The organism is Streptomyces sp. NPDC091376 (genome assembly GCF_044757085.1).
GTDB classification, from domain to species: domain Bacteria; phylum Actinomycetota; class Actinomycetes; order Streptomycetales; family Streptomycetaceae; genus Streptomyces; species Streptomyces pratisoli.
Genome location: NZ_JBIVUF010000003.1, coordinates 222,448 through 247,493 on the forward strand (window position 1 = coordinate 222,448; position 25,046 = coordinate 247,493).

The 25,046-nt window shown below is 72.2% G+C and carries 24 protein-coding genes; 8 read left to right on the forward strand and 16 right to left on the reverse strand.

Features of this window, described 5'->3' with window-relative positions; all coding sequences use genetic code 11:
* Nucleotides 1-85 precede the first annotated feature (85 nt).
* Genes ACIQMR_RS08770 through ACIQMR_RS08780 form a run of 3 tightly spaced genes read left to right on the forward strand, consistent with a single transcriptional unit; the run spans nucleotide 86 to nucleotide 2,780 of the window.
* Nucleotides 86-1,417, forward strand: coding sequence for a ferric reductase-like transmembrane domain-containing protein (locus ACIQMR_RS08770; protein ID WP_401384918.1), 1,332 nt, complete (start codon nucleotides 86-88; stop codon nucleotides 1,415-1,417).
* A gap of 8 nt (nucleotides 1,418-1,425) precedes the next feature.
* The gene (locus tag ACIQMR_RS08775) at nucleotides 1,426-1,989 is read left to right on the forward strand and encodes an FMN-binding protein (RefSeq protein WP_401384526.1); all 564 of its coding nucleotides are present in this window, start codon (nucleotides 1,426-1,428) and stop codon (nucleotides 1,987-1,989) included.
* A gap of 38 nt (nucleotides 1,990-2,027) precedes the next feature.
* A complete protein-coding gene (locus ACIQMR_RS08780) occupies nucleotides 2,028-2,780 on the forward strand; it encodes an FAD:protein FMN transferase (protein ID WP_401384919.1) in 753 nt (250 codons plus the stop codon).
* Between the two features lie 203 nt (nucleotides 2,781-2,983).
* Here the strand turns inward: ACIQMR_RS08780 and ACIQMR_RS08785 are convergent, their stop codons facing one another.
* The 7 genes from ACIQMR_RS08785 to ACIQMR_RS08815 all read right to left on the reverse strand — a co-directional run bounded on the left by ACIQMR_RS08785 (nucleotide 2,984) and on the right by ACIQMR_RS08815 (nucleotide 9,840).
* On the reverse strand, nucleotides 2,984-3,520 hold the full coding sequence (locus ACIQMR_RS08785) for an arginine repressor (protein WP_401384529.1): 537 nt from the start codon (nucleotides 3,518-3,520) through the stop codon (nucleotides 2,984-2,986).
* A gap of 7 nt (nucleotides 3,521-3,527) precedes the next feature.
* Entirely contained in the window at nucleotides 3,528-4,718 is a 1,191-nt protein-coding gene (locus ACIQMR_RS08790) for an acetylornithine transaminase (protein ID WP_401384532.1), read from the reverse strand.
* Nucleotides 4,715-5,620 carry an acetylglutamate kinase gene (gene argB, locus ACIQMR_RS08795; RefSeq protein ID WP_358662584.1) on the reverse strand — a complete coding sequence of 302 codons (906 nt, stop codon included), beginning with the start codon at nucleotides 5,618-5,620 and terminating at the stop codon, nucleotides 4,715-4,717. Before argB ends, ACIQMR_RS08790 begins: the two co-directional genes overlap by 4 nt.
* 23 nt (nucleotides 5,621-5,643) lie before the next feature.
* The gene (argJ, locus tag ACIQMR_RS08800) at nucleotides 5,644-6,798 is read right to left on the reverse strand and encodes a bifunctional glutamate N-acetyltransferase/amino-acid acetyltransferase ArgJ (protein WP_401384535.1); all 1,155 of its coding nucleotides are present in this window, start codon (nucleotides 6,796-6,798) and stop codon (nucleotides 5,644-5,646) included.
* On the reverse strand, nucleotides 6,795-7,823 hold the full coding sequence (gene argC, locus ACIQMR_RS08805) for an N-acetyl-gamma-glutamyl-phosphate reductase (RefSeq protein WP_401384537.1): 1,029 nt from the start codon (nucleotides 7,821-7,823) through the stop codon (nucleotides 6,795-6,797). The genes argJ and argC overlap by 4 nt, the downstream gene beginning before the upstream one ends.
* A 407-nt stretch (nucleotides 7,824-8,230) precedes the next feature.
* Nucleotides 8,231-9,487 carry an RNA polymerase sigma factor gene (locus tag ACIQMR_RS08810; RefSeq protein WP_401384539.1) on the reverse strand — a complete coding sequence of 419 codons (1,257 nt, stop codon included), beginning with the start codon at nucleotides 9,485-9,487 and terminating at the stop codon, nucleotides 8,231-8,233.
* Nucleotides 9,484-9,840 carry a YciI family protein gene (locus ACIQMR_RS08815; protein WP_401384541.1) on the reverse strand — a complete coding sequence of 119 codons (357 nt, stop codon included), beginning with the start codon at nucleotides 9,838-9,840 and terminating at the stop codon, nucleotides 9,484-9,486. Before ACIQMR_RS08815 ends, ACIQMR_RS08810 begins: the two co-directional genes overlap by 4 nt.
* Before the next feature lie 215 nt (nucleotides 9,841-10,055).
* On the opposite strand from ACIQMR_RS08815, the gene ACIQMR_RS08820 reads away from it, so the two are divergent.
* Nucleotides 10,056-10,886 (forward strand): ArsR/SmtB family transcription factor, encoded by an 831-nt coding sequence (locus ACIQMR_RS08820; RefSeq protein ID WP_401384543.1) that lies wholly within the window; start codon nucleotides 10,056-10,058, stop codon nucleotides 10,884-10,886.
* Between the two features lie 27 nt (nucleotides 10,887-10,913).
* Here the strand turns inward: ACIQMR_RS08820 and ACIQMR_RS08825 are convergent, their stop codons facing one another.
* The 3 genes from ACIQMR_RS08825 to ACIQMR_RS08835 are packed head-to-tail and all read right to left on the reverse strand — an operon-like array spanning nucleotide 10,914 to nucleotide 13,510.
* Nucleotides 10,914-11,486 carry a histidine phosphatase family protein gene (locus tag ACIQMR_RS08825; RefSeq protein ID WP_266375666.1) on the reverse strand — a complete coding sequence of 191 codons (573 nt, stop codon included), beginning with the start codon at nucleotides 11,484-11,486 and terminating at the stop codon, nucleotides 10,914-10,916.
* 51 nt (nucleotides 11,487-11,537) lie between these two features.
* Entirely contained in the window at nucleotides 11,538-12,038 is a 501-nt protein-coding gene (locus ACIQMR_RS08830) for a GNAT family N-acetyltransferase (RefSeq protein WP_401384546.1), read from the reverse strand.
* 32 nt (nucleotides 12,039-12,070) lie between these two features.
* A complete protein-coding gene (locus tag ACIQMR_RS08835) occupies nucleotides 12,071-13,510 on the reverse strand; it encodes a PLP-dependent aminotransferase family protein (protein ID WP_401384548.1) in 1,440 nt (479 codons plus the stop codon).
* Between ACIQMR_RS08835 and ACIQMR_RS08840 the strand changes: the two genes are divergently transcribed.
* Both ACIQMR_RS08840 and ACIQMR_RS08845 read left to right on the forward strand, forming a co-directional pair.
* The gene (locus ACIQMR_RS08840) at nucleotides 13,509-14,465 is read left to right on the forward strand and encodes a DMT family transporter (protein ID WP_401384551.1); all 957 of its coding nucleotides are present in this window, start codon (nucleotides 13,509-13,511) and stop codon (nucleotides 14,463-14,465) included. The genes ACIQMR_RS08835 and ACIQMR_RS08840 overlap by 2 nt on opposite strands.
* A gap of 73 nt (nucleotides 14,466-14,538) precedes the next feature.
* Nucleotides 14,539-14,733, forward strand: a complete 195-nt coding sequence (locus ACIQMR_RS08845; protein ID WP_401384552.1) for a DUF1918 domain-containing protein — start codon at nucleotides 14,539-14,541, stop codon at nucleotides 14,731-14,733.
* A 9-nt stretch (nucleotides 14,734-14,742) separates the two neighbouring features.
* On the opposite strand, the gene ACIQMR_RS08850 is transcribed toward ACIQMR_RS08845, so the two are convergent.
* Nucleotides 14,743-15,987, reverse strand: a complete 1,245-nt coding sequence (locus ACIQMR_RS08850; RefSeq protein WP_401384554.1) for a glycoside hydrolase family 10 protein — start codon at nucleotides 15,985-15,987, stop codon at nucleotides 14,743-14,745.
* Nucleotides 15,988-16,169: 182 nt separating this feature from the next.
* Between ACIQMR_RS08850 and ACIQMR_RS08855 the strand changes: the two genes are divergently transcribed.
* Nucleotides 16,170-17,030, forward strand: a complete 861-nt coding sequence (locus tag ACIQMR_RS08855) for a 3-hydroxybutyryl-CoA dehydrogenase (RefSeq protein WP_401384920.1) — start codon at nucleotides 16,170-16,172, stop codon at nucleotides 17,028-17,030.
* A gap of 154 nt (nucleotides 17,031-17,184) precedes the next feature.
* Complete coding sequence (locus ACIQMR_RS08860; RefSeq protein ID WP_266375655.1) at nucleotides 17,185-17,442, forward strand: hypothetical protein; 258 nt, start codon at nucleotides 17,185-17,187, stop codon at nucleotides 17,440-17,442.
* 46 nt (nucleotides 17,443-17,488) lie between these two features.
* On the opposite strand, the gene ACIQMR_RS08865 is transcribed toward ACIQMR_RS08860, so the two are convergent.
* The 5 genes from ACIQMR_RS08865 to ACIQMR_RS08885 form a co-directional block, all read right to left on the reverse strand.
* Complete coding sequence (locus ACIQMR_RS08865) at nucleotides 17,489-18,019, reverse strand: NUDIX hydrolase (protein WP_266375653.1); 531 nt, start codon at nucleotides 18,017-18,019, stop codon at nucleotides 17,489-17,491.
* 51 nt (nucleotides 18,020-18,070) lie between these two features.
* Entirely contained in the window at nucleotides 18,071-19,411 is a 1,341-nt protein-coding gene (locus ACIQMR_RS08870) for a transcriptional regulator (RefSeq protein ID WP_401384557.1), read from the reverse strand.
* A 640-nt stretch (nucleotides 19,412-20,051) separates the two neighbouring features.
* Nucleotides 20,052-22,580 (reverse strand): phenylalanine--tRNA ligase subunit beta, encoded by a 2,529-nt coding sequence (gene pheT, locus ACIQMR_RS08875; RefSeq protein ID WP_401384559.1) that lies wholly within the window; start codon nucleotides 22,578-22,580, stop codon nucleotides 20,052-20,054.
* Nucleotides 22,580-23,710 (reverse strand): phenylalanine--tRNA ligase subunit alpha, encoded by a 1,131-nt coding sequence (pheS, locus tag ACIQMR_RS08880; RefSeq protein ID WP_401384562.1) that lies wholly within the window; start codon nucleotides 23,708-23,710, stop codon nucleotides 22,580-22,582. The genes pheT and pheS overlap by 1 nt, the downstream gene beginning before the upstream one ends.
* Nucleotides 23,711-23,836: 126 nt before the next feature.
* Complete coding sequence (locus ACIQMR_RS08885) at nucleotides 23,837-24,958, reverse strand: ATP-binding protein (RefSeq protein WP_401384565.1); 1,122 nt, start codon at nucleotides 24,956-24,958, stop codon at nucleotides 23,837-23,839.
* Between the last annotated feature and the right edge of the window lie 88 nt (nucleotides 24,959-25,046).

Here is a 25,046-nt window from a genome sequence, read left to right on the forward strand (position 1 = left end):
CTGCGTATTCACGTGAGCGATACGGAGCAGGCAAGGAGCAGCCGTGGCAGTCATTCAGAGCGGTCGGGCCGCGCGACGCCAGACCATGCGTGCGATCCGGCCGCGCCGCAATCCCGCGGCGATGCTGCTGGTGGTGGCCTGGGCGGGCGCGTCGGCAGTCCTGTGGCTGTGGTGGGACAACACGGCGGTGGTCCACATGGACACCGCCGAGTGGCTGATCGGGGCGGGCCGGATCACGGGCCTGCTCGGCGGCTACATGATCGCGCTCGTGGTGCTGCAGATGGCGCGTGTCCCGGCGCTGGAACGGCGGGTGGGCTCCGACCGGGCGACCCGCTGGCACGCGATGAGCGGCCGGTACGCGATCGGTCTCGTCATCGCCCATGTCGTGCTGACGGTCTGGGGATACGCCGTTCAGGCACGCACGGGTCTCGTCGAGCAGACCGTCACCGTCGTCGTCGACTTCCCCGAGATGATCGAGGCGGCGATCGGCACCGGGCTGCTGCTGGTGGTCGGCTTCGTCTCGGCCGGCGCCGTGCGCCGCCGTATGCGCTACGAGACCTGGTACTACCTGCATCTGCTGACGTACGTCGCCGTGTATCTGACCTTCTGGCACCAGCTGGCCGCCGGCGCGGAGTTCGTGGCCAGTCCGACCGCCCGCACGGTCTGGTACGTGGGGTACGCCACGGTCGGCGCGCTGCTGGTCTGGTACCGGCTGCTGGCGCCCGTACGGCTCAACCTCAGGCACCGGATGCGGGTGGAATCCGTCGTGGACGAGGCCCCCGGCGTGGTCTCCGTGCTGATCACCGGGCGGCGGCTGCACCGGCTCGGCGCCGAGGCCGGCCAGTTCTTCCGCTGGCGCTTCCTCACCGAGGGCCTGCGCTGGAGCTCCAATCCCTACTCCCTGTCCGCCCCGCCCCGGCCGGATCTGCTGCGCATCACCGTCAAGGCCGTCGGCGAGCACAGCACGGCGCTCGCCGAACTGGAGCCCGGCACCCGGGTCTGGGCGGAGGGGCCGTACGGAGCGATGACCGCGGGGCGGCGGAGCCGCAACAAGGTGCTGCTGATCGCCGGCGGAGCCGGCATCACACCGCTGCGGGCCCTGTTCGAGACGCTGCCCGGCGGGCCCGGGGACCTCTCCCTGCTCTACCGGGCCGGTTCGACGGAGGACCTGGCCCTGTGGAGCGAGCTGCAGCAGATCGCGCAGACGCGGGAGGCACGGCTCATGTACGCCGTGAACGGGCCGGACGGGGCACGACCCGAGATCACCACCGAGCGGCTCAAGGAAGTGCTGCCGGACATCGATCAGCACGACGTCTACCTCTGCGGGCCGCCCGGTCTCGCCGAGGAGTCGTACAACGCACTGCGGGCGGCGGGAGTGCCGTCGCGCCGTATCCATCACGAGTCCTTCGAGATGTGAGGCCGTCCGTGAAGAGGAAACACCCACTGCGCCGGATCCTTCTGAGCGTCGCCGGAACCGCCTCGGCCGTCGTCCTGCTGCTCGCCGTGAAACAGCCGGGTACGCAGGTGGCGGGGCCCCCGCCACAGGCCGGTGGCGTCGCACAGCCCGCCGCCCCGGCACCCGCCGGCGGTGGAGGCGAACCGGCAGGCGGTGGAGGTGAGCCCGCCGGGGGCGGAGGCGAACCCGCAGGCGGCGGAGGCGAACCGGCCGCGGGCGGAGGCGAACCCGCGGGTGGCGGGGCCGAGCCCGCGGGCGGGCAGACGGTCCTCGGGAACGAGGCCACGACCCAGTACGGGCCGGTGCAGGTACGGCTCACGGTGGCCGGCGGCCGGATCACCGCGGCCGACGCGGTCAAGGCGCCCGCCTCCGACGCCAACAGCCGCCGGATCGCCGCCGACGCGGTGCCACAGCTCAACAAGGCGGCCGTCGCAGCCCAGAGCGCGCAGATCGACGCCGTCTCAGGAGCCTCGTACACCAGCCAGGGGTACATCACGTCCCTCCAGAGCGCTCTGGACAAGGCCGGCCTGTGACGTCGGACCGGACACGACTGCGTCATGTCGAGCACGCGATGGGCACGGTGTTCTCGTTCGACGTACGGATGGCCGCGGACTGTGACGGCGCACGGATGCGCGCCGGACTCGTCGCCGCCGTGGCCTCCCTGCACCGCGTGGACGAGGTCTTCTCGACCTTCCGCGAGGACAGCCGGGTCAGCCGAATCGCCAGAGGTGAACTCTCGCCGGCGGACTGCGAGGCCGAGGTGGCCGAGGTGTTCCGGCACTGCGAGACGGAGGAGCGCCTGAGCGACGGCTGGTTCACCACCCGCTACGCCGGCGGGCTCGACCCCACCGGGCTGGTCAAGGGCTGGGCGGTGGAGCGCGCGGTGCGCATGCTCGCCTCGTCCGGTGCCGCCGCGGTATGTCTGAACGGCGGCGGCGACATCCAGCTCTACGGCGGCCCGTGGCGGGTCGGCATCTCCGACCCGCTCTGCCCCGGCGGGCTCGTCGCGGTCGTCGAGGCGCACGACGGCCTCGCCGTCGCCACGTCGGGCCCGGCCGAGCGCGGCTGTCACATCGTCGATCCGCACACCGGCGGCCCCCCGGCCGGCGGTGTCGCCTCCCTGACGGTGATCACCCCGGGCCTGACCCAGGCCGACGCCCGGGCGACGGCGGCGTACGCCATGGGCGACCGGGCCCGCGACTGGCTGGAGGAGCTGCCGCACACGGAGGGCTTCGCCGTCACCATGGACGGCGGCACCTGGCAGACCCGCGGCTTCGCCCACCACAGGGCGAACCCGGACCGCCCCGGCGACCGCGCCGCCTGACGACCGCGCCGCCTGACGGCCGGGCCGGCCGATGCCGCGGCGCCGCCCGAAGGCAGGCGCCGCCTCCGCGGGTACGGGGCACGCCGCCGCGTGGCCGCGGTGACGGCCGGGGCCACCGCGACGGCCGTGGGCGCCGATGCCGCCCGGATCGACCTGGCGCCGGGGCGCAGGACGCGGACCTGCCGCAGCGACGGCCCGGGGCGTCAGCGGTCGTTCTGGGCCAGGCGCAGCAGGTGGTCGGCGAGTGCCTTTCCGCCGGCCGGGTCGCGCGAGATGAGCAGGAGGGTGTCGTCGCCCGCGATCGTGCCGAGAATCGCGTGCAGTTCGGCCTGGTCGATGGCCGATGCGAGGAACTGGGCCGCACCGGGCGGCGTACGCAGCACCACCAGGTTCGCCGAGGCCTCCGCGGAGATGAGCAGTTCACCGGAGAGCCGGCGCATCCGCTCCTCCTTCGCGGACTCGCCGAGCGGAGCCTGCGGGGTGCGGAATCCGCCCTCGCTCGGGACCGCGTAGATGAGTTCGCCCCCGGTGTTGCGGATCTTCACCGCGCCGAGCTCGTCGAGGTCGCGGGAGAGCGTCGCCTGGGTGACGCTCAGTCCGTCGTCGGCGAGCAGCTTGGCGAGCTGGCTCTGCGAGCGCACCGGCTGCCGGTTGAGGATGTCCACGATCCGGCGGTGGCGGGCCGTGCGGGTCTGCGGCACGGAGGGGCCTCCGTGCTCGGTGTCCTGCGCATCGGTCATCGTCGTCTCATTCTCCGGATCGTCCGTCCCCATGAATCTCGTCGAGGATGCCGGGAAGCGCCCGGAGGAAGGCGTCCACCTCCGCGTCGCCGATGATCAGCGGCGGCATGATCCTTACGACATCGGGGGCGGGCGCGTTGACCAGGAGTCCGGCACCCTGAGCCGCCTGCTGCACCTGGGCTGCGAAGGGCTCGGTGAGCACGATACCCAGCAGCAGGCCCGTGCCACGGACACGGGAGACCAGCGGATGCCCGAGGGACTCGATTCCGTCCCGCAGCAGCTCGCCGGTCCGCTTCACCTCGTCGAGCGTTCCGTCGAGGGTCCTGAGCACGGCGAGCCCGGCTGCGCAGGCGACCGGATTGCCGCCGAAGGTGGTGCCGTGCTGACCGGGCCGCAGCAGTTCGGCGGCCGGGCCGAAAGCGATGGCCGCGCCGAGCGGCAGTCCGCCGCCGAGGCCCTTGGCCAGGGTGACGACATCCGGGTCGACGCCCTCGTGGGCCTGGTACTCGAACCAGTGACCGCTGCGGCCGATGCCGGTCTGCACCTCGTCGAGGACGAGGAGGGTGCCGGTGGCGCGGGTGATCTCGCGGGCGGCCTGGAGATAGCCGGGCGGCGGCACGACGACACCGTTCTCGCCCTGGACCGGCTCGACGATCACCAGGGCGGTGTCCTCGGTGACGGCGGCCCGCAGCGCCTCGACGTCCCCGTACGGTACGTGCGTGACGTCGCCGGGAAGCGGCAGGAAGGGCTGCTGCTTGGCCGGCTGGCCGGTGAGCGCGAGGGCGCCCATGGTCCGGCCGTGGAAGCCGCCCTCGGTGGCGACCATGTGCCGGCGTCCCGTCAGACGGCCGATCTTGAAGGCGGCTTCGTTGGCCTCGGCGCCGGAGTTGCAGAAGAAGACGCGGCCCGGGCGGCCGGAGAGCTGGAGCAGCCGTTCGGCGAGAGCGACCGGCGGCTCGGCGATGAACAGGTTCGACACGTGCCCGAGCGTGGCGATCTGCTGCGACACGGCCTCGACGACGGCGGGGTGGGCGTGCCCGAGGGCGTTGACGGCGATGCCGCCGACGAAGTCCAGGTACTCGGTCCCGTCGGCGTCCCAGACCTTCGCGCCCTCGCCGCGCACCAGGGACAGCTGCGGCGTGCCGTAGTTGTCCATCATGGAGCCCTGCCAGCGCCGCGTGAACTCCTGGCCGCTCATGCCTTTCCCCCTTCTGTGCCGTCGGGCACGACCATCGTGCCGATGCCCTCGTCGGTGAAGATCTCCAGCAGGATGGAGTGCTGCACCCGGCCGTCGATGACGCGCGCGGTGTTGACGCCGTTGCGTACGGCGTGCAGACAGCCCTGCATCTTGGGGACCATTCCGCTGGAGAGCTCGGGCAGCAGCTTCTCCAGTTCGGTGGCGGTGAGCCGGCTGATCACCTCGTCGCTGTTCGGCCAGTCCTCGTAGAGGCCCTGGACATCGGTCAGGACCATCAAGGTCTCGGCGCCGAGCGCGGCGGCGAGCGCGGCCGCGGCGGTGTCGGCGTTGACGTTGTACACATGGCCGTCGTCGGCGGAGCGGGCGATGGAGGAGACGACGGGGATCCGGCCGTCGTCCAGGAGCGCCTTGATCGCACCCGTGTCGATCGCGGTGATCTCGCCGACCCGGCCGATGTCGACGAGTTCGCCGTCGATGGTCGGGCGGTGCTTGGTGGCGGTGATGGTGTGGGCGTCCTCGCCGGTGAGGCCGATGGCGAGCGGGCCGTGCTGGTTGAGCAGCCCGACCAGCTCGCGCTGTACCTGTCCGGCGAGGACCATGCGTACGACGTCCATGGCCTCGGGCGTCGTCACACGCAGCCCGGCCTTGAACTCGCTGACGAGCCCGTGCTTGTCCAGCTGGGCGCTGATCTGCGGCCCGCCGCCGTGCACGACGACGGGTTTGATGCCGGCGTGCCGCAGGAAGACGACATCCTGGGCGAACGCGGCCTTGAGTTCCTCGTCGACCATGGCGTTGCCGCCGAATTTGATGACGACCGTCTTGCCATGGTGGCGGGTGAGCCACGGCAGTGCCTCGATCAAGGTCTGCGCCTTGGGGAGTGCGGTGTGCTTGCGGGTGCTCATCGGCTCCGTGATCTCCGTGGTCCTCAGGAGGAGTAGGCGCTGTTCTCGTGGACGTAGTCGGCGGTCAGGTCGTTGGCCCAGATGACGGCGGACGCGGACCCGGCGGCGAGGTCGGCGGTGATCCTCACCTCGCGGTAGCGCATGTCGACGAGGGCGCGGTCCTCGCCGACGGACCCGTTGCGGCACACCCAGACGTCGTTGATCGCGACGTTCAGCCGGTCGGGTTCGAAGACGGCCTTCGTCGTGCCGATGGCGGACAGCACCCGGCCCCAGTTGGGGTCCTCGCCGTGGATGGCGCACTTGAGGAGGTTGTTCCGGGCGATGGAGCGGCCCACCTCGACGGCGTCGTCCTCGCTCGCGGCGTTGACCACCTCGATCCGGATGTCCTTGCTGGCGCCCTCGGCGTCGCCGATGAGCTGCCGGGCGAGGTCGTCGCAGACGTCCCGGACGGCGTCGGCGAACTCCCCGTACTCCGGGGTGGTGCCGGAGGCGCCGGAGGCCAGCAGCAGCACGGTGTCGTTGGTGGACATGCAGCCGTCGGAGTCGACCCGGTCGAAGGTGAGCCGGGTGGCGTCGCGCAGCGCCTTGTCGAGGGTGGCGCTGTCCAGGTCGGCGTCGGTGGTGAGGACGACGAGCATGGTGGCGAGGCCGGGGGCGAGCATGCCCGCGCCCTTGGCCATGCCGCCGACGGTCCAGCCGTCCTTGGTGACGACGGCCGTCTTGTGGACGGTGTCGGTGGTCTTGATGGCGATGGCGGCCTTCTCACCGCCGTGCGCGCTGAGTTCGGTGGCGGCCTTCTCGATGCCGGGCAGCAGCTTGTCCATGGGCAGCAGCTCACCGATGAGTCCGGTGGAGGCGACGGCGATCTCGCCCGCGCTGTGGCCCTGAAGGACCTGGGCGGCCTTCTCGGCGGTGGCGTGGGTGTCCTGGAAGCCCTGGGGGCCGGTGCAGGCGTTTGCGCCGCCGGAGTTGAGGACGACCGCGGAGACGGCGCCGCCCTTGAGGACCTGCTCGGACCAGAGGACCGGGGCGGCCTTGACACGGTTGGAGGTGAAGACACCCGCGGCGGCGTGGCGCGGCCCGTCGTTGACCACGAGGGCCAGGTCGGGGTTGCCGTTCGCCTTGATTCCGGCGGCGATGCCCGCGGCCGTGAATCCCTGTGCAGCGGTGACGCTCAAGGTGCCACTCCGATCGTGGAAAGGCCCGTGGTCTGGTCGAGACCCAGGGCGATGTTCATGCTCTGGACCGCGCCGCCCGCCGTGCCCTTGGTGAGGTTGTCGATGGCGCTGATCGCGATGATGCGGCCGGCGGACTCGTCGTGGGCGACCTGCACCTGAACGGCGTTGGAACCGTAGACGGACGCGGTGGCGGGCCACTGCCCCTCGGGGAGCAGCCGGACGAAGGGCTCGTCCGCGTACGCCTTCTCGTACGCGGCCCGTACGGCGTCGGCGGTCGTGCCCGGCTTCGCCTTGGCGCTGCAGGTGGCGAGGATGCCGCGGGGCATGGGCGCGAGGGTGGGGGTGAACGAGACGGTGACGGGTTCGCCCGCGACCGCGCTGAGGTTCTGGATCATCTCGGGGGTGTGCCGGTGGCCGCCGCCGACGCCGTAGGGACTCATGGAGCCCATGACCTCGGAGCCGAGCAGGTGCGGCTTGAGGGCCTTGCCCGCACCGGAGGTACCGCTGGCCGCGGTGATCACTGCCTCGGGCTCGGCGAGACCGCCCGCGTACGCCGGGAAGAGGGCGAGCGAGACGGCCGTCGGGTAGCAACCGGGCACCGCGATGCGCTTGGACCCCTCCAGCGCGGCGCGGGCGCCCGGCAGTTCGGGAAGGCCGTAGGGCCACGTGCCCGCGTGCGCCGAGCCGTAGAACCGCTCCCAGTCCGCGGGGTCCTCGAGGCGGAAGTCGGCGCCCATGTCGACGACGAGGACCTCGTCCCCGAGCCGCTCGGCGACCGCGGCGGACTGGCCGTGCGGCAGCGCGAGGAACACGACGTCGTGCCCGGCGAGGATCTCCGGAGTGGTCGCCGCGAGGACCCGGTCGGCGAGCGGCGCCAGATGGGGCTGCAGCGCGCCGAGCCGCTGCCCGGCGTTGGAGTTCGCGGTCAGGGCGCCGATCTCGACCCCGGGGTGCGCGAGGAGCAGTCGGAGCAGTTCCCCGCCCGCGTATCCGCTCGCTCCCGCGACTGCTGCACGTACTGGCATCGGACCCTCCATGATCGATGGCATGACTATACGCACCATCGCAGCTTTATGCAACGCAGGGCAGGCCGGGACGGAACCCCCGACGACCTCCGACGACCGGGCCCTCGGCTCGGCGGACGGGCGCCCGGGTGGCGGGGCTGAGCGCTCCGGCTGGCGGGAGCGTAGCGATCGGTCTTCTGACCTGCGAGGTTTTCACGGAAACACACGAGGAAGAGCAGAAGGCCGGGCCGTGCCGATGTGGCGCGGTACGGCTCGCGCCGGTGCGGGAGTCAGCGGAAGTCATCGGAAGCGGGCGGTACGGGCCTTCGCGACCGCGGCGCCTCCTCGGCTGCCGCGGGTCGTCGCGCCGAGGTCCGAGGGGCCGGGCCGACGTACCGGAAGGCGGCGCGGGAGAACGCATGCCGTCGTCAGTGCGGCGGGCGCCTCGTCCGGCCCAGCGCCTCGCCGCTTCGACGCAGGAAGTCCCGTTCGGCCGCGTTGCCGGCCAGGGCGGCGGCCGCCTCGTACGCGCGCGCCGCCTCCTCGTCGCGGCCCAGCCGGCGCAGCAGGTCGGCGCGGACGGCGTGGAAGACGTGGTAGGTGTCGAGACCGAGGCCGTCCACGACGGCGAGTGCGGGCCCGGGGCCCTCGGTCTCGGCCACCGCGACCGCGCGGTTGAGAGCCACGACCGGGGTCGGGGCGAGCGCGTAGAGCTGGTCGTAGAGCCGGAGGATCTGCCGCCAGTCGGTGGCGGACGCGGTCGGGGCGTCGCTGTGGACGGCGTTGATCGCCGCCTGGATCTGGTACGGGCCCGGCCGGCCCAGGCGCAGACAGCGGCGGACCAGATCCTGGCCCTCGGCGACGAGGTCCCGGTCCCAGCGGGTGCGGTCCTGGTCGGCCAGCAGCACCAGCCTGCCGTCCGGGCCGGTGCGGGTCTCCCGGCGGGACTCCACGAGCAGCATGAGCGCCAGCAGGCCCATGACCTCCGGCTCGTCGGGCATGAGTTCGCGCAGGAGCCGGCCGAGGCGAACAGCCTCCGTGCAGAGGTCCTCGCGGACGAGCGCCTCGCCCGAGGAGGCCGCGTACCCCTCGTTGAAGACGAGGTAGACGACCGCCAGCACGGCACGGAGACGGTCGGGGAGATCGGCGTCGGCGGGCACCCGGTACGGGATGCCCGCGTCCCGGATCTTGCCCTTGGCGCGGACGAGACGCTGGGCCATCGTCGGCTCGGACACCAGGAAGGCGCCGGCGATCTCGGCGGTGCTGAGCCCGCCGACGAGCCGCAGGGTGAGCACGACCCGCGCGGCCGGCGCGAGGGCGGGATGGCAGCAGCTGAAGATCAGTCGCAGCCGGTCGTCACGCACCGGACCCTCCTCGGCCGGTTCGTCTGCGGCGTACAGCAGGGCGGCCTGGGCGTGCCGGTCCTCGCGGGACGCCTCCCGGCGCAGCCGGTCGACGGCGCGGTTGCGGGCGGTGGTGACGATCCAGCCCGCCGGGCTCGGCGGCAGCCCGTCGGCCGGCCAGCGCTCGACCGCCGTGGCGAACGCGTCCTGGACCGCCTCCTCGGCGACGTCGATGTCGCCGAAGACGCGGACCAGGACGGCGACCGCGCGCCCGTACTCCTGACGGAAGACGCGCTCCACGGCCGCCGCCGACACCTCCGGCACCCCGGATCCGGACCTCACCGGCAGCTTCCGTGCTCCATCGGCCTGACCTCGATGGACAGAGGGGCGAGGACGCGGGCGTACTTGCGGCCCCAGTCCAGCGCGGCGTCCAGATCGGGCGCCTGGATGATCGTGAATCCACCGAGGTGCTCCTTGCCCTCGACGAAGGGCCCGTCGGTCATGAGCACCTCCTCGTCCTTGAGCTTCAGCACCGTGGCCGTGCTCGGCGGGAACAGGCCCCCGGCGAACACCCAGGCCCCCGCCTCCCTGATCTCCGCGTTCAACGCCTCCAGATTCCGCATGACCGGCTCCAGGAACTCCGGCGGCGGCGGGTCCCCGTCGGGCTGGTAGATGCTGAGCAGGTACTGCCTCATCGCACATCTCCTTGCGTCGACCGGCGGCTTCCCTCCGGCGCGGTCCGGCTTCTCACCCTCTGGCGGTCCGGCTTCTCACCCTCTATACGAACGGGCCCGGCGCGGATCGACACCCCCACCCGGAGAAGTCGGCGCTGATTGACGTGCAGCCATCCGGCTGCCTATATTTCATGCAGCCGAATGGCTGCATATCGGAGGACGGTGGAGACGAATCGGTGGACGAGGTGTTCAAGGCGCTGGCCGATCCCAGCCGCCGCAGGCTGCTCGACAGTCTCAACGCCCGCAACGGGCAGAGCCTGCGGGAGCTGTGCGCCGGGCTGGGCATGGCCAGGCAGTCCGTCAGCAAGCACCTGGCCGTACTGGAAGCGGCCGGGCTGGTGACCACGGTCCGTCGTGGCCGGGAGAAGCTGCACTACCTCAACGCCGTACCGATCAACGCCATCGCCGAGCGCTGGATCAGCCGGTACGACCGCGAGCGCGTGCGCGCCCTCGCCGACCTGAAGGCCGCATTGGAGCGAGAACCCATGAGCGACAACCCGAGCGACACCCCGAACGACAACCCCGCATTCGTCTACACCACGTACATCAGGACCACCCCCGAGCGGCTCTGGCAGGCGCTGACCGATCCCGCCTTCACCCGGCGCTACTGGGGGGTGACCTTCACCTCCGACTGGAAGGCCGGCTCGGAGATGGCGTGGGAGCAGTTCGGCGTCACGCTGGCCGACCCGGCCCAGGTCGTCCTCGAATCCGAGCCCGGACGGCGGCTGTCCTACACCTGGCACACCTTCACGCCCGAGTTCGCCGAGGCCTGCGGGCTCGGCGGTGAGATCGCCGCCAAGGTGGCCGGGGAGCCCCGGTCGAAGGTGACGTTCGAGATCGAGCCGGTCGGGGACATGGTCAGGCTGACCGTCGTGCACGACGGCTTCGAACCGGGGAGCACGGTCCTGGAGGGCGTCAGCGGTGGCTGGCCGGCGATCCTGTCGAGCCTCAAGACCCTGCTGGAGACGGGCGAGACCCTGCCCGAACCGCAGGAGCAGTCGCCGTAGCGACCGCGGCAGGGCGCGCCTCGTGCGTCAGCCGTTCTCCAGGCGCAGGTTCCAGCGGCCCGCCCTGCCGGTCAGGACGACCGTGGACAGCGGCCGTACGTCCACGTTCCAGTACGTGCCGGGCGGGGCCTTCAGCGCGTACACGAGCGCGGCCCGTACGACGGCGGGTTCCGCGACGGCCAGGACGGAACTGCCGTCGTCGGCGGGGCGGGTGTCGAGCCAGCCCCCTATCCGCGTGATGAAGCGCAGCAGCGGCTCGCCGCCGTGCGGTGCCGAGCGCGGATCGGCGAGCCATTCGTCGACCGCGTCCGGCTCCACGGCCGCCACCTCGGCGAACGTGAAGCCCCGCCACCGGCCCATGTCGCAGTCGCTCAGCGCGGGCTGCGCCAGCGGGGCGTAGCCGAGCGCGTCGGCGGTGGCCCGGCTGCGGGCGGTCGGCGAGCAGTAGCGCAGCTCCGCCGCACCCAGGGGAACGAGCGCGGGCGCGGCGAGCTGCACATCGTGCCAGCCGGCCTCGTCCAGCGGCCGGTCGTCGTCGAAGCGCTCGGCCAGCCGGGAGGCACAGCGCGCGGCGGTGACAAGGGTGACCCGAACACTCATGGCGGGATCGTGATGCCGAGCACGCCCCAGGTCAAGAGGGGTTACTGACCGTTAACGAAGTTCACCGGGACCGAGGGCCATCCACTTCTGCGGGTCACCGAGGGGTACGAATCCGGCCTTCGCGTAAACGCCATGGGCGTCGTCGGTGGCGAGCAGGATCCGTCGCAGCCCGAGCGGTCCGAGATGGTCGCGCACCGCCTCGACGAGCGCCGTACCGATCCCCTTTCCGCGCGCGCTCCTGTCGACGTAGACGTCGCACAGATAGGCGAACGTGGCCCGGTCGGTGACGACGCGCGCGTACGCGACGAGCTCGCCGGAAGTCCGCTCGTACGCCCCGAAGTTGAGCGACGCCGCGATGGCCTGGTCCTGCTTCTCCCGGCTGCGGCCGAGCGCCCAGTAGGCGTCGGTGGAGAGCCACTGGTGAATGCGCTCGGGGTCGAGCCTGGCGGGCTCGGAGGAGATCTCGTACGCGGCGGAGGTCTCGTACGCGGCGGAGGTCTCGTACGCGGCGGAGGTCTCGTACGCGGCGGGAACGGCTGTCGTGTCACTCATCGGCGTACCTTCGCAGACGACCCGCCGGAGCGTCACCCGAGAATCTCGTCGCAGGCGGTACGCAGCCTCCGCACCCCCTCCGCGATCTCGGCGGGGCCCGCGACGCCGGCGAAGCTCAGCCGGAGATGTCCCGCCGGAGGTTCGGCGCTGAAGTAGGGGCGGCCGGGAGCGACGGCCACGCCCGCCCGGAGGGCCGCGGAGACGAGGGCCGCCTCGTCGGTGCCGTCGGGAAGACGGGCCCAGAGGTGGTAGCCGCCGGAGGGGATGTGCGGGAGCGAGAGTTCGGGAAGGTGCAGCCGCAGGGCCGCGGTCATGGCGTCGCGGCGGGTCTTCAGCTCGGCCCCGACGGCGCGCAGGTGCCGCTTCCAGGCCGGGGCGCCGACGAGTTCCAGGGCGGCTTCCTGGAGCGGTCCGGGGACGAAGAAGTTGTCGACGACGTGGATGGCGCGAAGACGTTCGAGGACGGGTCCCCGGGCGGCCAGCGCGGCCACCCGCAGGCTCGGCGAGGTGACCTTCGTGAGCGAGTGGACGTGCACGACGACGCCGTCGGGGTCGTCGGCGGCGAGCGGCGCGGGGAGCGGGCCCGCGTCGGCGTGGACGAGACGGCGGGCGAAGTCGTCCTCGACGACGAACGCGCCCGCGGCGCGTGCGATCCGCAGCACCTCGGCGCGGCCTTCGGGGGCGAGCACGGCTGCGGTGGGGTTCTGGAACAGCGGCTGGGTGACGAACACCCGGGCGGCGGTGGCCCGGAAGGCCGCGGCGAGGAGTTCGGGGCGGACGCCCTGAGCCGGGTCGACGGGTACCGGCACCGGCCGCAGCCCCGAGGCACGGGCGATGGCCAGCATGCCCGGGTACGTGGGGGATTCGACGAGCACGGGGGCGCCGGGCGGGGCGAGGGCGCGCAGCGCGGTGGTGAGCGCGGACTGTCCGCCCGCGGTCACCAGCACCTCGGCCGCCGTGACACCCGGGCCGATGCCGCGCGCGAACCATGCGCGCAGCTCGGGCAGCCCGTCGGTCGGCGGGCGGCCCCACGCCCCCGGGCGCCGGCCGCCCCGCGCGAGCGCCGCGGCCATCGCCTGCTCGGGCTGGAGGGACGGATGCAGATAGCCCCCGTTGAACTCGACGACACCGGAGGCGGGCGCGGCGAGCGTCACGAGCACCCCGGAGGCGTCGACGGCCCGCGGCACCACCTCCGTCGCGCCGTCCGCGCTGAGCGCGACCTCCTGCCAGGAGGTGTCGCCGGGATCCGGGGTGACCGCCCGGAGCTGCGCGCGGAAGGCGCCCGCGCCCGGCCGGGTGACGACGAGCCCTTCGGCGGTGAGCTGGGCGAGGGCGCGGGAGACCGTGACCGGCGAGACCCGGTGGCGCTCGACCAGGGCTCGGCTCGACGGCAGCTTCTCTCCGGGTGAGTAGCGGTCCAGCTCCCGCTTCAGGATGCCTGCCAGTTCGGCCACACTGCTACGCTCTTGCATGAAAGCACAGGATAGCGCTACTGCCAGCGCGTCGATAGCGGTCCCCGCCACGCCGTCGCCGGCACACACGGCGGCCCGCGCCGAAGGCGGCCCGGCGGCGACACGGCGAGGCACGCTGCTCGCCTCGCTCGGCGTCGCCGCCTTCTCCCTCACGTTCCCCTCGACCGCCTGGGGGCTGGAGTCCTTCGGCCCGTGGTCGCTCGTGGCCCTGCGGAGCATCCTCGCGGCCGCCATCGCCGGCGTCTTTCTGCTCGCGCTGCGCGTGCCCGTACCCGAGCGGCGGCACTGGGGCTCCCTGCTGGTCGTCGCAGGCGGCGTGGTCGTGGGCTTTCCGCTGCTCACGACGCTCGCACTGCGGACGTCGACGACGTCGCACGCCGCGGTGGTGGTCGGGCTGCTGCCACTGACGACCGCGGCCTTCGCGGCCGTGCGGACCGGTCGGCGGCCCTCGCGCACCTTCTGGGGGGCGGCGCTCGCCGGCGCCGCGGTCGTGGTCGCGTTCACGCTGGGCGAGAGCGGCGGCTCGCTGTCGGCGGGCGATCCGTATCTGTTCGGCGCGCTGCTGGTGTGCGCGGCCGGCTACACGGAGGGCGGCCGGCTGGCCCGGCTGATGCCGGGCTGGCAGGTCGCCGGCTGGGCGCTCGTCCTGTGCCTCCCGCTCGCCCTGCCCGGCGCGGTGGTCGCCCTGATGGCCGAACCGGTCCGTCTGAGCGCGCACGGCCTCGTCGGACTGGTGTGGGTGGCCGCCGGATCGACCTTCTTCGGGCTCTACGTCTGGTACCGCGGCATGGCGTCGATCGGCATCGCCAGGGCCAGTCAGCTCCAGCTCGCCCAGCCGCTGCTGACCCTCGTCTGGTCGGTCCTGCTGCTCTCGGAGCAGCTCTCCCCCGCCGCCCCACTGGCCGCCGTCGCCGTGCTGGTCTGCATCACCGTCACCCAGCGCACGAACGCCTGAGAGTGACACGGGTCACACCCCGGGACGTAGACTCAGGAATACCCGACCACCCCCTTCAAGGAGGTCACGCCCGATGGAAGCGAGTGTGGGCGACAAGCTGCTCGTGCACGGCCGGGTTGTCGGTCAGCACGACCGGCTCGCCGAAGTCGTAGAGGTACTTGGCGACAAGGGCACACCCCCCTACCGTGTCCGCTTCGAGGACGACGGGCACGAGTGCCTGATGTCCCCAGGTCCCGACAGCGTCGTACGCCACCGCGAGCACACCTGAGTCCGAGGTTCAGCGCGGTGCCCGGATCCGGGTCGGGTAGTGATCGGCCACCACCCTGGCCATCGCCCCGATCCGGTCCGTGACGATCTCTTTGGCCGCGAAGAAGCAGTGGCCGCGCACCTCCGGGTGGCCGCACGCCAGGGTGAGGTGGCGTGAGAGTTCGGCAGGGTCCTGCCACGGGGCGGGCTGAGCCGGGTCACCGGCCTTGTACAGCGCCTCGCCGATGTAGAGGTCGACGCCGGTGCCCCGCACCGTCTTCGCCCACCAGGGCACCAGTTTCGCGTAGTCGGCCACGGCCAGTCCGATGTGCCAGTACAGCTGCGGGACGATGTAGTCGATCCATCCCCGGCGCACCCATGTGCGGGTGTCGGCGTACAGATCGTCGTAGGTCTGCACGCCGGCCCTCGTGTCGGAGCCGAGCGGGTCGGTCGCCGCGTTACGCCAGACCCCGAACGGGCTGATGCCGAAGCGGACCCGGCTGTCGATGCGCCTGATCCGTGCGGCCGTCTCGCGCACGAGCAGATCGATGTTGTTGCGTCGCCAGGCGGCCCGGTCGGGGAAGTCCGCGCCGTACTCCTCGTAGGCCGCGTCGTCGTCGAAGACCTCGCCTGCCACCGGATACGGGTAGAAGTAGTCGTCCCAGTGCACGGCGTCGATGTCGTACCGCTCGACGGCGTCGAGCATCGCGTCCTGGACGAATGCCCGCACTTCGGGCAGCCCCGGGTTGTAGTAGAGCTTTCCACCGTATGGAAGCACCCATTCGGGGTTGCGCCGTGCCGGATGGTTCGGGGCGAGCCGGCTCACATCGGTGTGGGTGGCGACCCGGTACGGGTTGAACCAGGCGTGCAGTTCCAGCCCGCGGGCGTGGGCCTCGGCCACCGCGGTGCCGAGCGGGTCCCAGCCGGGGTTCCTCCCCTGGACGCCGGTCAGATACGCCGACCACGGCTCGTACGGCGAGGGCCACATCGCATCGGCGGTCGGCCGGACCTGGAAGACCACGGTGTTGAGCCGGCGGGCCACGGCCCGGTCGAGATACGCGAGCAGCTCCGCGCGCTGCTGGGCGGCGCTCAGTCCGGTCCGCGAGGGCCAGTCCCGGTTGGCCACCGTGGCCAGCCACATCCCCCGGAACTCCTGGGGGCAGCTGCGGCGCCGCGCGGACGCCGCTGCCGCCTCCCCGGTCATGGCCAGTGCGGCGAGCGTGCCGGCCGCCGTGACGAACCCCCGCCGGGTGATCTGCCTCATACGCCGAGTCATGTACCGACCCTCCGGACCGTTGTGCGCCGCGTCCTCGCCGCTGTTCCCGCACAGCATGCCCGCCCCGGGCGCCCGTCCACACGCACCGGCGGAGTAACGTCGTGGGGTCGAGGCGGTCACCGGAGCCATACGGGGGACCCGCCGCACCGAAGATCAGCGAAAGGCACGATGTGACCGACACTGTGGCCGGCGTATCCCGCGTCGGAGTGGTGGGCTGTGGCCAGATGGGCGCCGGTATCGCGGAGGTGTGCGCCCGCAGCGGACTCGAGGTCAGGGTCGCCGAGACCACCGGCGAGGCCCTGGAGATCGGCCGTACGCGTCTGTACAACTCGCTCTCGAAGGCCGCCGAACGCGGCAAGATCAGCGAGGAGGAGCGGGACGCGACGCTGGCGCGGCTCAGTTTCACCACCGACCTCGGTGAGTTCGCCGACCGCGATCTCGTCATCGAGGCCGTCGTGGAGAACGAGCAGGTCAAGACCGAGATCTTCCAGGTCCTCGACCAGGTCGTGACCCGGCCGGACGCGATCCTCGCCTCCAACACCTCCTCCATCCCGCTGGTGAAGCTGGCCGTCGCGACCTCCCGTCCCGATCAGGTCATCGGCATCCACTTCTTCAACCCGGCCCCGGTGCAGAAGCTCGTCGAGCTGATCCCGGCCCTGACGACGTCCGAGGAGACGATCAAGCGGTCGGAGGCCGTGGTCCAGCAGATACTGGACAAGCACGCCATCCGCGCCCAGGACCGCTCGGGCTTCGTGGTGAACGCGCTGCTCATCCCGTATCTGCTCTCGGCGATCCGGATGTTCGAGTCGGGCATCGCCAGCCGTGAGGACATCGACAACGGCATGGAGCTGGGCTGCGCCCACCCGATGGGCCCGCTGAAGCTCTCGGACCTGATCGGTCTGGACACGGTCGCCTCGGTGGCCGACTCGATGTACGCCGAGTTCAAGGAGCCGCTGTACGCCGCTCCGCCGCTGCTGCAGCGCATGGTGGACGCGGGACGGCTGGGGCGCAAGACGGGTTCGGGCTTCTACTCGTACTCCTGATTCCCCTGATTCGCACAGGTGTTTCACACGGGGTGTGAGGAGCGTGTCCGCATATGCCGTGCGCACACGCTCCCCGGCTCCCACCAGGGGGAGTTGACTCGGGATCGCTCGGCCGAGGGACCACCGGACAACTTTTCCGAAGAGGAGCAGACAGGTGACCACCGACCCCGATCACTTAGCCGCCGTCGAGGAGTTCGCCGAGCTGCGCCGCACACTCGACGTCGGCCTCGCCCGTATCGACGGGCATCTCGCCCTGCTGGCCCAGCGGCATGACCGGATCGACCGGGATCTGGACGAACTGGCCGCACGCGTGGTGACGCTCGAGCACAGCAGGTGGCCCCTGCCCGCCGTCGCCGCGCTCACCGCGCTGGGCGCGCTGGCGGTGGCGGTCTGGCAGGCGGCCGGCCACTAGGCCATGTCCGGGACGGGCAGGGCACCGGGGGCCGTTCCCGCGTCGCTCAGCCCAGCCGCAGATGGTGCAGCATCAGCAGCCCGGCCGCCATGTTGGCGGCCGGGACCTCGCCGCGGGCGATCATGTCGGGGACCAGCTTCAGCGGTATCCACTCTCGGCGCGAGGACTCGAAGTCGTCCTCGGGATGGCCGATGTACGTGGCCTTCTCCGACCAGTAGAGGTGGTGCCGCGCGTCGGTGAGCCCGTTGGACGGCTCCACGGTCAGCAGGTGCTGGAGCGGCCCGGGGCGCCAGCCGGTCTCCTCCTCCATCTCACGGGCCGCGGCGGAGGCGATGTCCTCGCCGTCCTCGACGACGCCTGCCGCGAGCTCCCAGCCCCAGCTGTCGGTGATGAAGCGGTGCCGCCAGAGCATCAGCACCTCGTTGGCCTCGTTGACGGCGGTCGCGACGGCGACCGGGCGGAGCCTGATCAGGAAGTGGTCGAGATGCCGGCCGTCCGGCAGCTCAACGTCCGCGAGATTGACCCTGAACCAGCGGTTCTCATAGACGGTTTGCTCGCTCAGCTTCGTCCACTGCACGGTTCTGCCACCTTCCGACAAGTAGGTGGCAATATCGCAGCAGGGTCGTGCTCACAGGGGAACGCGCAGGGCTCCGTCGATGAGTTCGGCCGCCTCCACCGCGGGCGGGCAGCCGCTCGCCGCGAGATGCTCCCGTACCGACCGCAGCCGGTCCCTGAGCCGCTGCGACTCCGTTCCCCTGGCCCGTTCCGTCATTTCGACCGCCGTCCGCGCGGCCCGGTCCGCCTCGCCCTGGCGCAGCTCGATCTGGCTCAGCATGGCCAGCCGGTGCACCCGGCCCCGGTCGTGCGAGGGAACCGCGGCGGCGGCCCGCGCGTGCTCACCGGCCGCCGTCACGTCCCCGAGGCACAGCAGCGCCTCCGCGACCTGCACGTTCACGAGCCCCGGCTGGACATAGCCCGTCTCGTCCGGTTCGTGCCCGGGGCGGATCCGCTCCGCCTCGGCCTCCGCACGCCGGATACAGCCCAACGCGGCGCCACCGTCCCCCAGTTGCGCGTACGCCTTCGCCTGCATCGCGTACAGATCGGCGGCCAGCGCCGGGGTGATCTGCCGCCCGGCGGCCCGCAGCGCCGCCTCCGCGAACGCCACCGCCTGCCGGTGCTCCCCCATGAACAGCGACTGGTTCACCAGCAGCGCGATGACGTACGCCCCGAGCCCCCGGTCGCCGCTCGCCTTCGCCAGCCGCAGCGCCTGGTGGAAGTAGCGCTGCGCCAGCCCGTGCGCGTCCGAGTCGTACGCGCAGATGCCCGCGACGGCGACCAGGCCGCCGGTCGCGCGGTGCAGCTGACGGCCGAGCGCGTCGCTGTAGGCACCCCGCAGCAGCGGCGCCGTCTCGGCGTTGAGGAAACCGACGATCCGGGAGCGGGTGGCGATCCCGCCTGCCTTGCGGTACATCAGCTCGTAGTGCGCGCGGGCCGCCCGCAGCATCTTGATGTCGGCCATGCTCACCCGCCTCGGGCCGCTGCGCGAGACGTCGGCGTCCTCCGGCGGGTTCTCCCACTCCCAGACCGGCATCACCGCGGGCGTGCCGGTGACCGCCGGGGCGCCGAGTATGTGCGGACGCTGCTGTTCGTCCGAGCGCCACAACGCGGTGGCGCGCTCCACGAAACCGGAGAGCGGCGAGCCGTGCCGCTCGCCGGACTCCCCCGGTACGCCGAGCCCGATGTCGTCGAGGGTGACCGCACGGTGGAGCCGGCCCGCGAGTACCTCGCAGATCAGATCGGGCACCCGGCCGCGCGGCCGCTGGCCCTTCAACCAGCGTGCCACCGCCGTGTGTTCGTACCGGAGGGTCAGGCCTCGCGCCCGGCCCATCTGGTTGACATGGGCGGCGAGGCCCGCGTGGGAGATGCCCGCCTCGTCGAGCAGTGCGTCGAGCAGGGTGTTGGGCTGCATCGGGCCCTCCGTTGGCTCGGTGCGCCCCAGCGTAGTGGAGCGGGCTTCGCACGGGGTGTGAAACAAGTGCATATATCCGTGCCGTGCGCGCGCTGCCGCCGTACCGGGCGCACCGGTTGACTGAACTGCCTCTCAAGGAGGCGGCCGGGCCGCCGGCTCCCCCTCGTACAGTGCGGCGGCCCGTATCCGCGCCGTCCGTCCCGCCGGTCTGCCCGACACTCCGCGGCAGGGCGGGCGGCGCGCGGCCGCGAACGACCGGTTGTCCGTCAGCGATTGGAGGGTTCCCGGCGGGAACGGCGCAGCCCCGGCTCCGCGGACTGCGCCGCGACCCGTGTCCGGTCGTCGGGCAGCACCTTGATGGCCACAGCGTCGGCCGGCCGTCCGCCCGTGTCGCGGACGGCCGCGCCGTGTGGACCCGCTGGACCACGGCCGCGGGTTGCGGCGCCGGGGCGGTACCTCGTCCGGATCGAGGCCGGGGACGAGTAGGCCCACGCCGGCCGGGTCGATCCGGTCGGTCACCGGCGGGGACACGCGAACATCGGCCGGGCTTCCCACCTGAAGGGGTGGGCCGGCGGCACGCATACGAGAGGGGCGCACCCGGAACTGATCCGGGCGCGCCCCTCGGCGCTCAGCGGGATGCTCAGGCGCCGCGCAGCACCGCTCCGGTGCGCTCGGCGGCGAGCGCGACGGCGGCGTCGCGGGCGGCCGAGGCCTCCTCGACGGTCAGCGTGCGGTCGGCGGCACGGAACCGCAGCGCGTAGGCGAGCGACTTCCGGCCCTCGCCGATCTGCTCACCCGTGAAGACGTCGAACAGCCGGATGGACTCCAGCAGTTCACCGGCGCCCTCGCGCAGCACCTTCTCGACGTCCGCCGCCGGAACCTCGTCGGGGACGACGAGCGCGACGTCCTGCGTCGCCACCGGGAACGTGGAGATCCGCGGAGCCCGCAGCGCGCCTTCGCCGGCCTGCTCCAGCAGATCCAGCTCCAGCTCCATCGCGCAGGTGCGCTCCGGCAGACCCAGCGCCTTGATGACCCGCGGGTGCAGCTCGCCCGCGTGTCCGACGAGGGTCTCCTCACCGTTCACCGTGGCGTACAGCGCGGCGCAGCGGCCCGGGTGCCACGGCGCGTGCTGGTCGGCCCGGACGACGAGCCCGGCGCCGGCCTCACGGGCGACGGTACGGGCGGACTCGACCGCGTCGGCCCAGTCGGCCGGACGTCCCGCGCCCCACCAGCCGGCCTGCTCGCGGGCGCCGGCGAGCACCGTGGCGACGCGGCGCGGCTGACGCGGCAGGGCCGCGTTCAGTACGGCGATCTCCTCGTCGGTGGGGCGGCGGTCGACGGGCAGCACGCCCGGGACCGTCTCCTCGCCGGTGGGCCGGAAGACCAGACCGGTCTCGAACAGCGCCAGGTCACCGGTCCCGCGGCCGACGTTGCGGCGCATCGCGGCGAGCAGACCGGGCAGCAGCGTGGTGCGCAGCGCCGGCTCCTCGTCGGAGATCGGGTTGACCAGCGTGACGACGGTGCGTCGCGGGTCGTCAGCCTCCAGGCCGAGCTGGTCGAGGACCGCCTCCCCGACGAACGGGTAGTTCAGCGCCTCGACGTAGCCGCTGCCGGCCAGCGCACGGCCGACGCGCCGGTGCAGCCGCTGGCGGGAGGTGAGCCCGCGGCCCGACGGCGGCGTGGGCAGCGTGGAGGGCAGGTTCTCGTAGCCCTCCAGCCGGATGACCTCTTCCGCGAGGTCGTTCGGCTCGTGCAGGTCGGGGCGCCACGACGGGACGGAGACGACGAGCTCGTCCTGCCCGTAGACGTCGCAGCCGACCTGCTGGAGGCGGCGGACCACGGTCTCGCGGCCGTAGGTGACACCGGCGACCCGGTCGGGGTGGTCGGCGCGCATCGAGACCGTACGCGGCGCGGACGGCGCGATGATCTCGGTGACGCCGGCCTCGGCGGTGCCGCCCGCGAGCAGCACCAGCAGGTCGACCGTGCGCTGCGCGGCCGCGGCGGCGGCCTGCGGGTCGACGCCGCGCTCGAAGCGCTTGGACGCCTCGGAGGACAGCTTGTGGCGGCGTGCGGTGCGGGCGATGGAGACCGGGGCGAAGTGCGCCGCCTCGATGACGACCTCGGTGGTGCCGTGGACCTGACCGGTCTCCGGGTCGGTCGCGGCGTCGGCGATCTCCGTGTTCGCGCCGCCCATCACGCCCGCGAGGCCGATGGGCCCGCGGTTGTCGGTGATGACCAGGTCCTCGGCGTCCAGGACGCGCTTGACGCCGTCGAGGGTGGTGAACTTCTCTCCGGCCTCGGCGCGGCGCACCCCGATCGGCCCGTCGAGCCGGGTCCGGTCGTACGCGTGCAGCGGCTGGCCGAGCTCCAGCATCACGTAGTTGGTGATGTCGACGGCGAGCGAGATCGGCCGCATCCCGGCCTTCTGCAGCCTGCGCTGCATCCAGATCGGGGAGCGGGCCTCGGGGTCGAGGCCGACGACGGTGCGCGCGGTGAAGCGGTCGCAGCCGATCGGGTCCGCGATCTTCACCGCGTAGCCGTACGAGTTGGGCGCGGGCACGTCGAGCAGCGCCGGGTCGCGCAGCGGCCGGCCGTAGGCGATCGCGGTCTCGCGGGCGACACCCCGCAGCGACAGGCAGTAGCCGCGGTCGGGCGTGACGGCGATGTCGAGGACCTCGTCGAACAGCTCCAGCAGCTCGGTGGCGTCGGTGCCGATCTCGATCTCGGGCGGCAGCACGATGATGCCGTGCGAGCCGTCGTCGCCCATGCCGAGCTCGTCGCCGGAGCAGATCATGCCGCGGGACACCCGGCCGTACGTCTTGCGCTCGGCGATCCGGAAGTCCCCGGGCAGCACGGCGCCGGGAAGCGCGACGACGACCTTGTCGCCCTGCGTGAAGTTCCGGGCGCCGCAGATGATCTCCTGCGGTTCGCCGGTCTGGTTGGCCAGGCCGACGTCGACGGTGCAGAAGCGGATCGGCTTCTTGAACTCGGTCAGCTCCTCGATGGTGAGCACCTGGCCCACGACGAGCGGGCCGGTGAGCCCGGCGCCGAGCTGCTCGACGGTCTCGACCTCCAGGCCGGCCGCGATGAGCTTGGTCTGTACGTCACGGCCGGTCTCCGTCGCCGGCAGGTCGACGTACTCCCGCAGCCATGAAAGCGGGACCCGCATCAGATCTCCATCCCGAAGGGCCGGGTGAACCGGACGTCACCCTCGACCATGTCTCGCATGTCTTCGACGTTGTGGCGGAACATCAGCATCCGCTCGATGCCGAACCCGAAGGCGAATCCGCTGTACTTCTCGGGGTCCACACCGCAGGCGACGAGCACCTTCGGGTTGACCATCCCGCAGCCGCCGAGCTCGATCCAGCCCTCGCTGGAGCAGGTGCGGCAGGGCCGGTCCGGGTTGCCGACGGACTCGCCGCGGCAGACGTAACAGACCATGTCCATCTCGGCGGACGGCTCGGTGAAGGGGAAGAAGTTCGGCCGCAGCCGGGTCTTCATGCCCTCGCCGCCGAAGAGCGCGCGGACCATGTGGTCCAGGGTGCCCTTGAGGTCGGCCATGGTGAGGCCCTCGTCGACGGCGAGCAGCTCGACCTGGTGGAACACCGGGGTGTGGGTGGCGTCCAGGTCGTCGGTGCGATAGACGCGGCCGGGGCAGATCACGTACAGCGGCGGCTCGCGGTCCAGCATGGAGCGGACCTGCACGGGCGAGGTGTGCGTGCGCAGCACGACGCCGGAGCCGGTGTCCGCGTCCCCGTCGGCGGCCTTCACGAAGAAGGTGTCGTGCTCACCGCGGGCGGGGTGGTCGGCCGCGATGTTCAGCGCGTCGAAGTTCAGCCACTCGGTCTCGACCTCGGGGCCTTCGGCGACCTCGTAGCCCATGGCCACGAAGACGTCCTCGATGCGCTCGGACAGCGTGGTCAGCGGGTGGCGGGCGCCGGCCGGTACACGGTCGTACGGAAGGGTGACGTCCACCGCCTCCTCGACCAGCACGCGGGTGTCCCGCTCCGCCTCGAGCTCGGCCTGACGGGCGGCCAGGGCCTTGTTCACGGCACCGCGGGCCTGGCCCACACGCTTGCCGGCATCGGCCTTGGCGTGCGGCGGCAGGGCGCCGATCTCCCGGTTGGCGAGCGCGAGCGGCGAGGTGGGGCCGGTCTGCGCGATCTTCGCCTCGTGGAGCGCGTCGAGGTCGCCCGCGGCGGCGAAGGCGGCGAGCGCCTCGTCCCGCATGCGCTCGATCTCTTCCGGTTTCAGTGCCTCGACCTCGACAGGGTCGTACGACTTGTTCGGTGCCGACATCTCTTCCCGTACTTCCGATGGGGTGGCTGGGGCCCCCGCTCGACGACCGAGGACGCAAAGGTGCCAAAGGTCGAGTCTAGCGGGGTGAGGGTGCGCGGATGAGCCCGCGGGCTGCCGGGGTGCCTGTCAGGTGAGAAAGGCGGGGGCGCCCACGGGCAACGTAAATCGAAATTCCGCGCCGCCGCCCGGACCGCGGCCGACGGTGATCGTCCCGCCGTGTGCCTCGACGATGCCCTTGACGATGTACAGCCCGAGGCCGGTGCCGCCACGCTTGCTCCCCCGCCAGAAGCGGGTGAAGACACGGCCCATCGACTCCTCCGGGATGCCGGGGCCCTCGTCGCTCACGGTGACGGTCGTTCCCTTCTCGTCGCTCTCGCTGATCGCGGGTGCCACCTCGATGGTGACCGTTCCCTCGCCGTGGCGCACCGCATTTTCGAGCAGATTGCCGAGCACCTGGTCGATCTTGTCGGGGTCGGCCCACAGGGTGGGGAGCCGGTGGTGGATACGGACGAAGAACCGGTCCGGGGACTGGCCGCCCGTGGTGTGCGCCTGGACGTGGCGGCCGACGGCGGCGGCGATGTCCACGGGCTGGCGGCGCACTTCGAGCCGGCCGGAGTCGATTCGGGAGATGTCGAGGAGCTCGGCGATGAGCCGGGTGACGCGGTTGGCGTCGGCGTCGACGGTCTCCAGCATGAGCCGCTTCTGGTCGTCGGTGAAGCGCTCCCACTTGGCGAGCAGGGTGGCCGTGAAGCCCTTGACGGAGGTCAGCGGCGAGCGCAGCTCGTGGGCGACGGTGGCGATCAGCTCCGCGTGGCTGCGCTCGGTGCGGCGGCGCGCCTCGGTGCCGCGCAGACAGATCACGAGACGGCGCACGGGCCCGGTGGGGGCCTCCCGTACGTACCGGGCGGAGACGAGGACCTCGCGGTTGCCGGGGAGCAGCAGATTCCGCTCGGGCTGGCCGACACGGGTGGCGAGGCCGCCGTAGGGATCGGTCAGCGGCCACCAGCGGCGCCCCTTGAGGTCCTCCAGCGGCAGCGCCTGCTCCAGCGGCCGGCCGAGTGCCTCGGCACCGGGGATGGCGGTGATCCGTGCGGCCGCGGCGTTGAAGCAGATCACCCGGCCCGTCTCGTCGGCGACGACGAGCCCGTCGGGCAGGTCGTCGGGGTCGATGCCGGGGCACGCGTCATCCATGGCGGCGCCTGCGAAGGCCGGTTGTGCCTCCGAGGGCCTTCTTGTGCCGACAGCCATCCCCGTACCCCACCTCTCGAACCAGTGCAGTGGGTCCCCGAATTGGTCACCCTACTAGTCGGCGGTGACGGAGCGACACCCTGCGGGG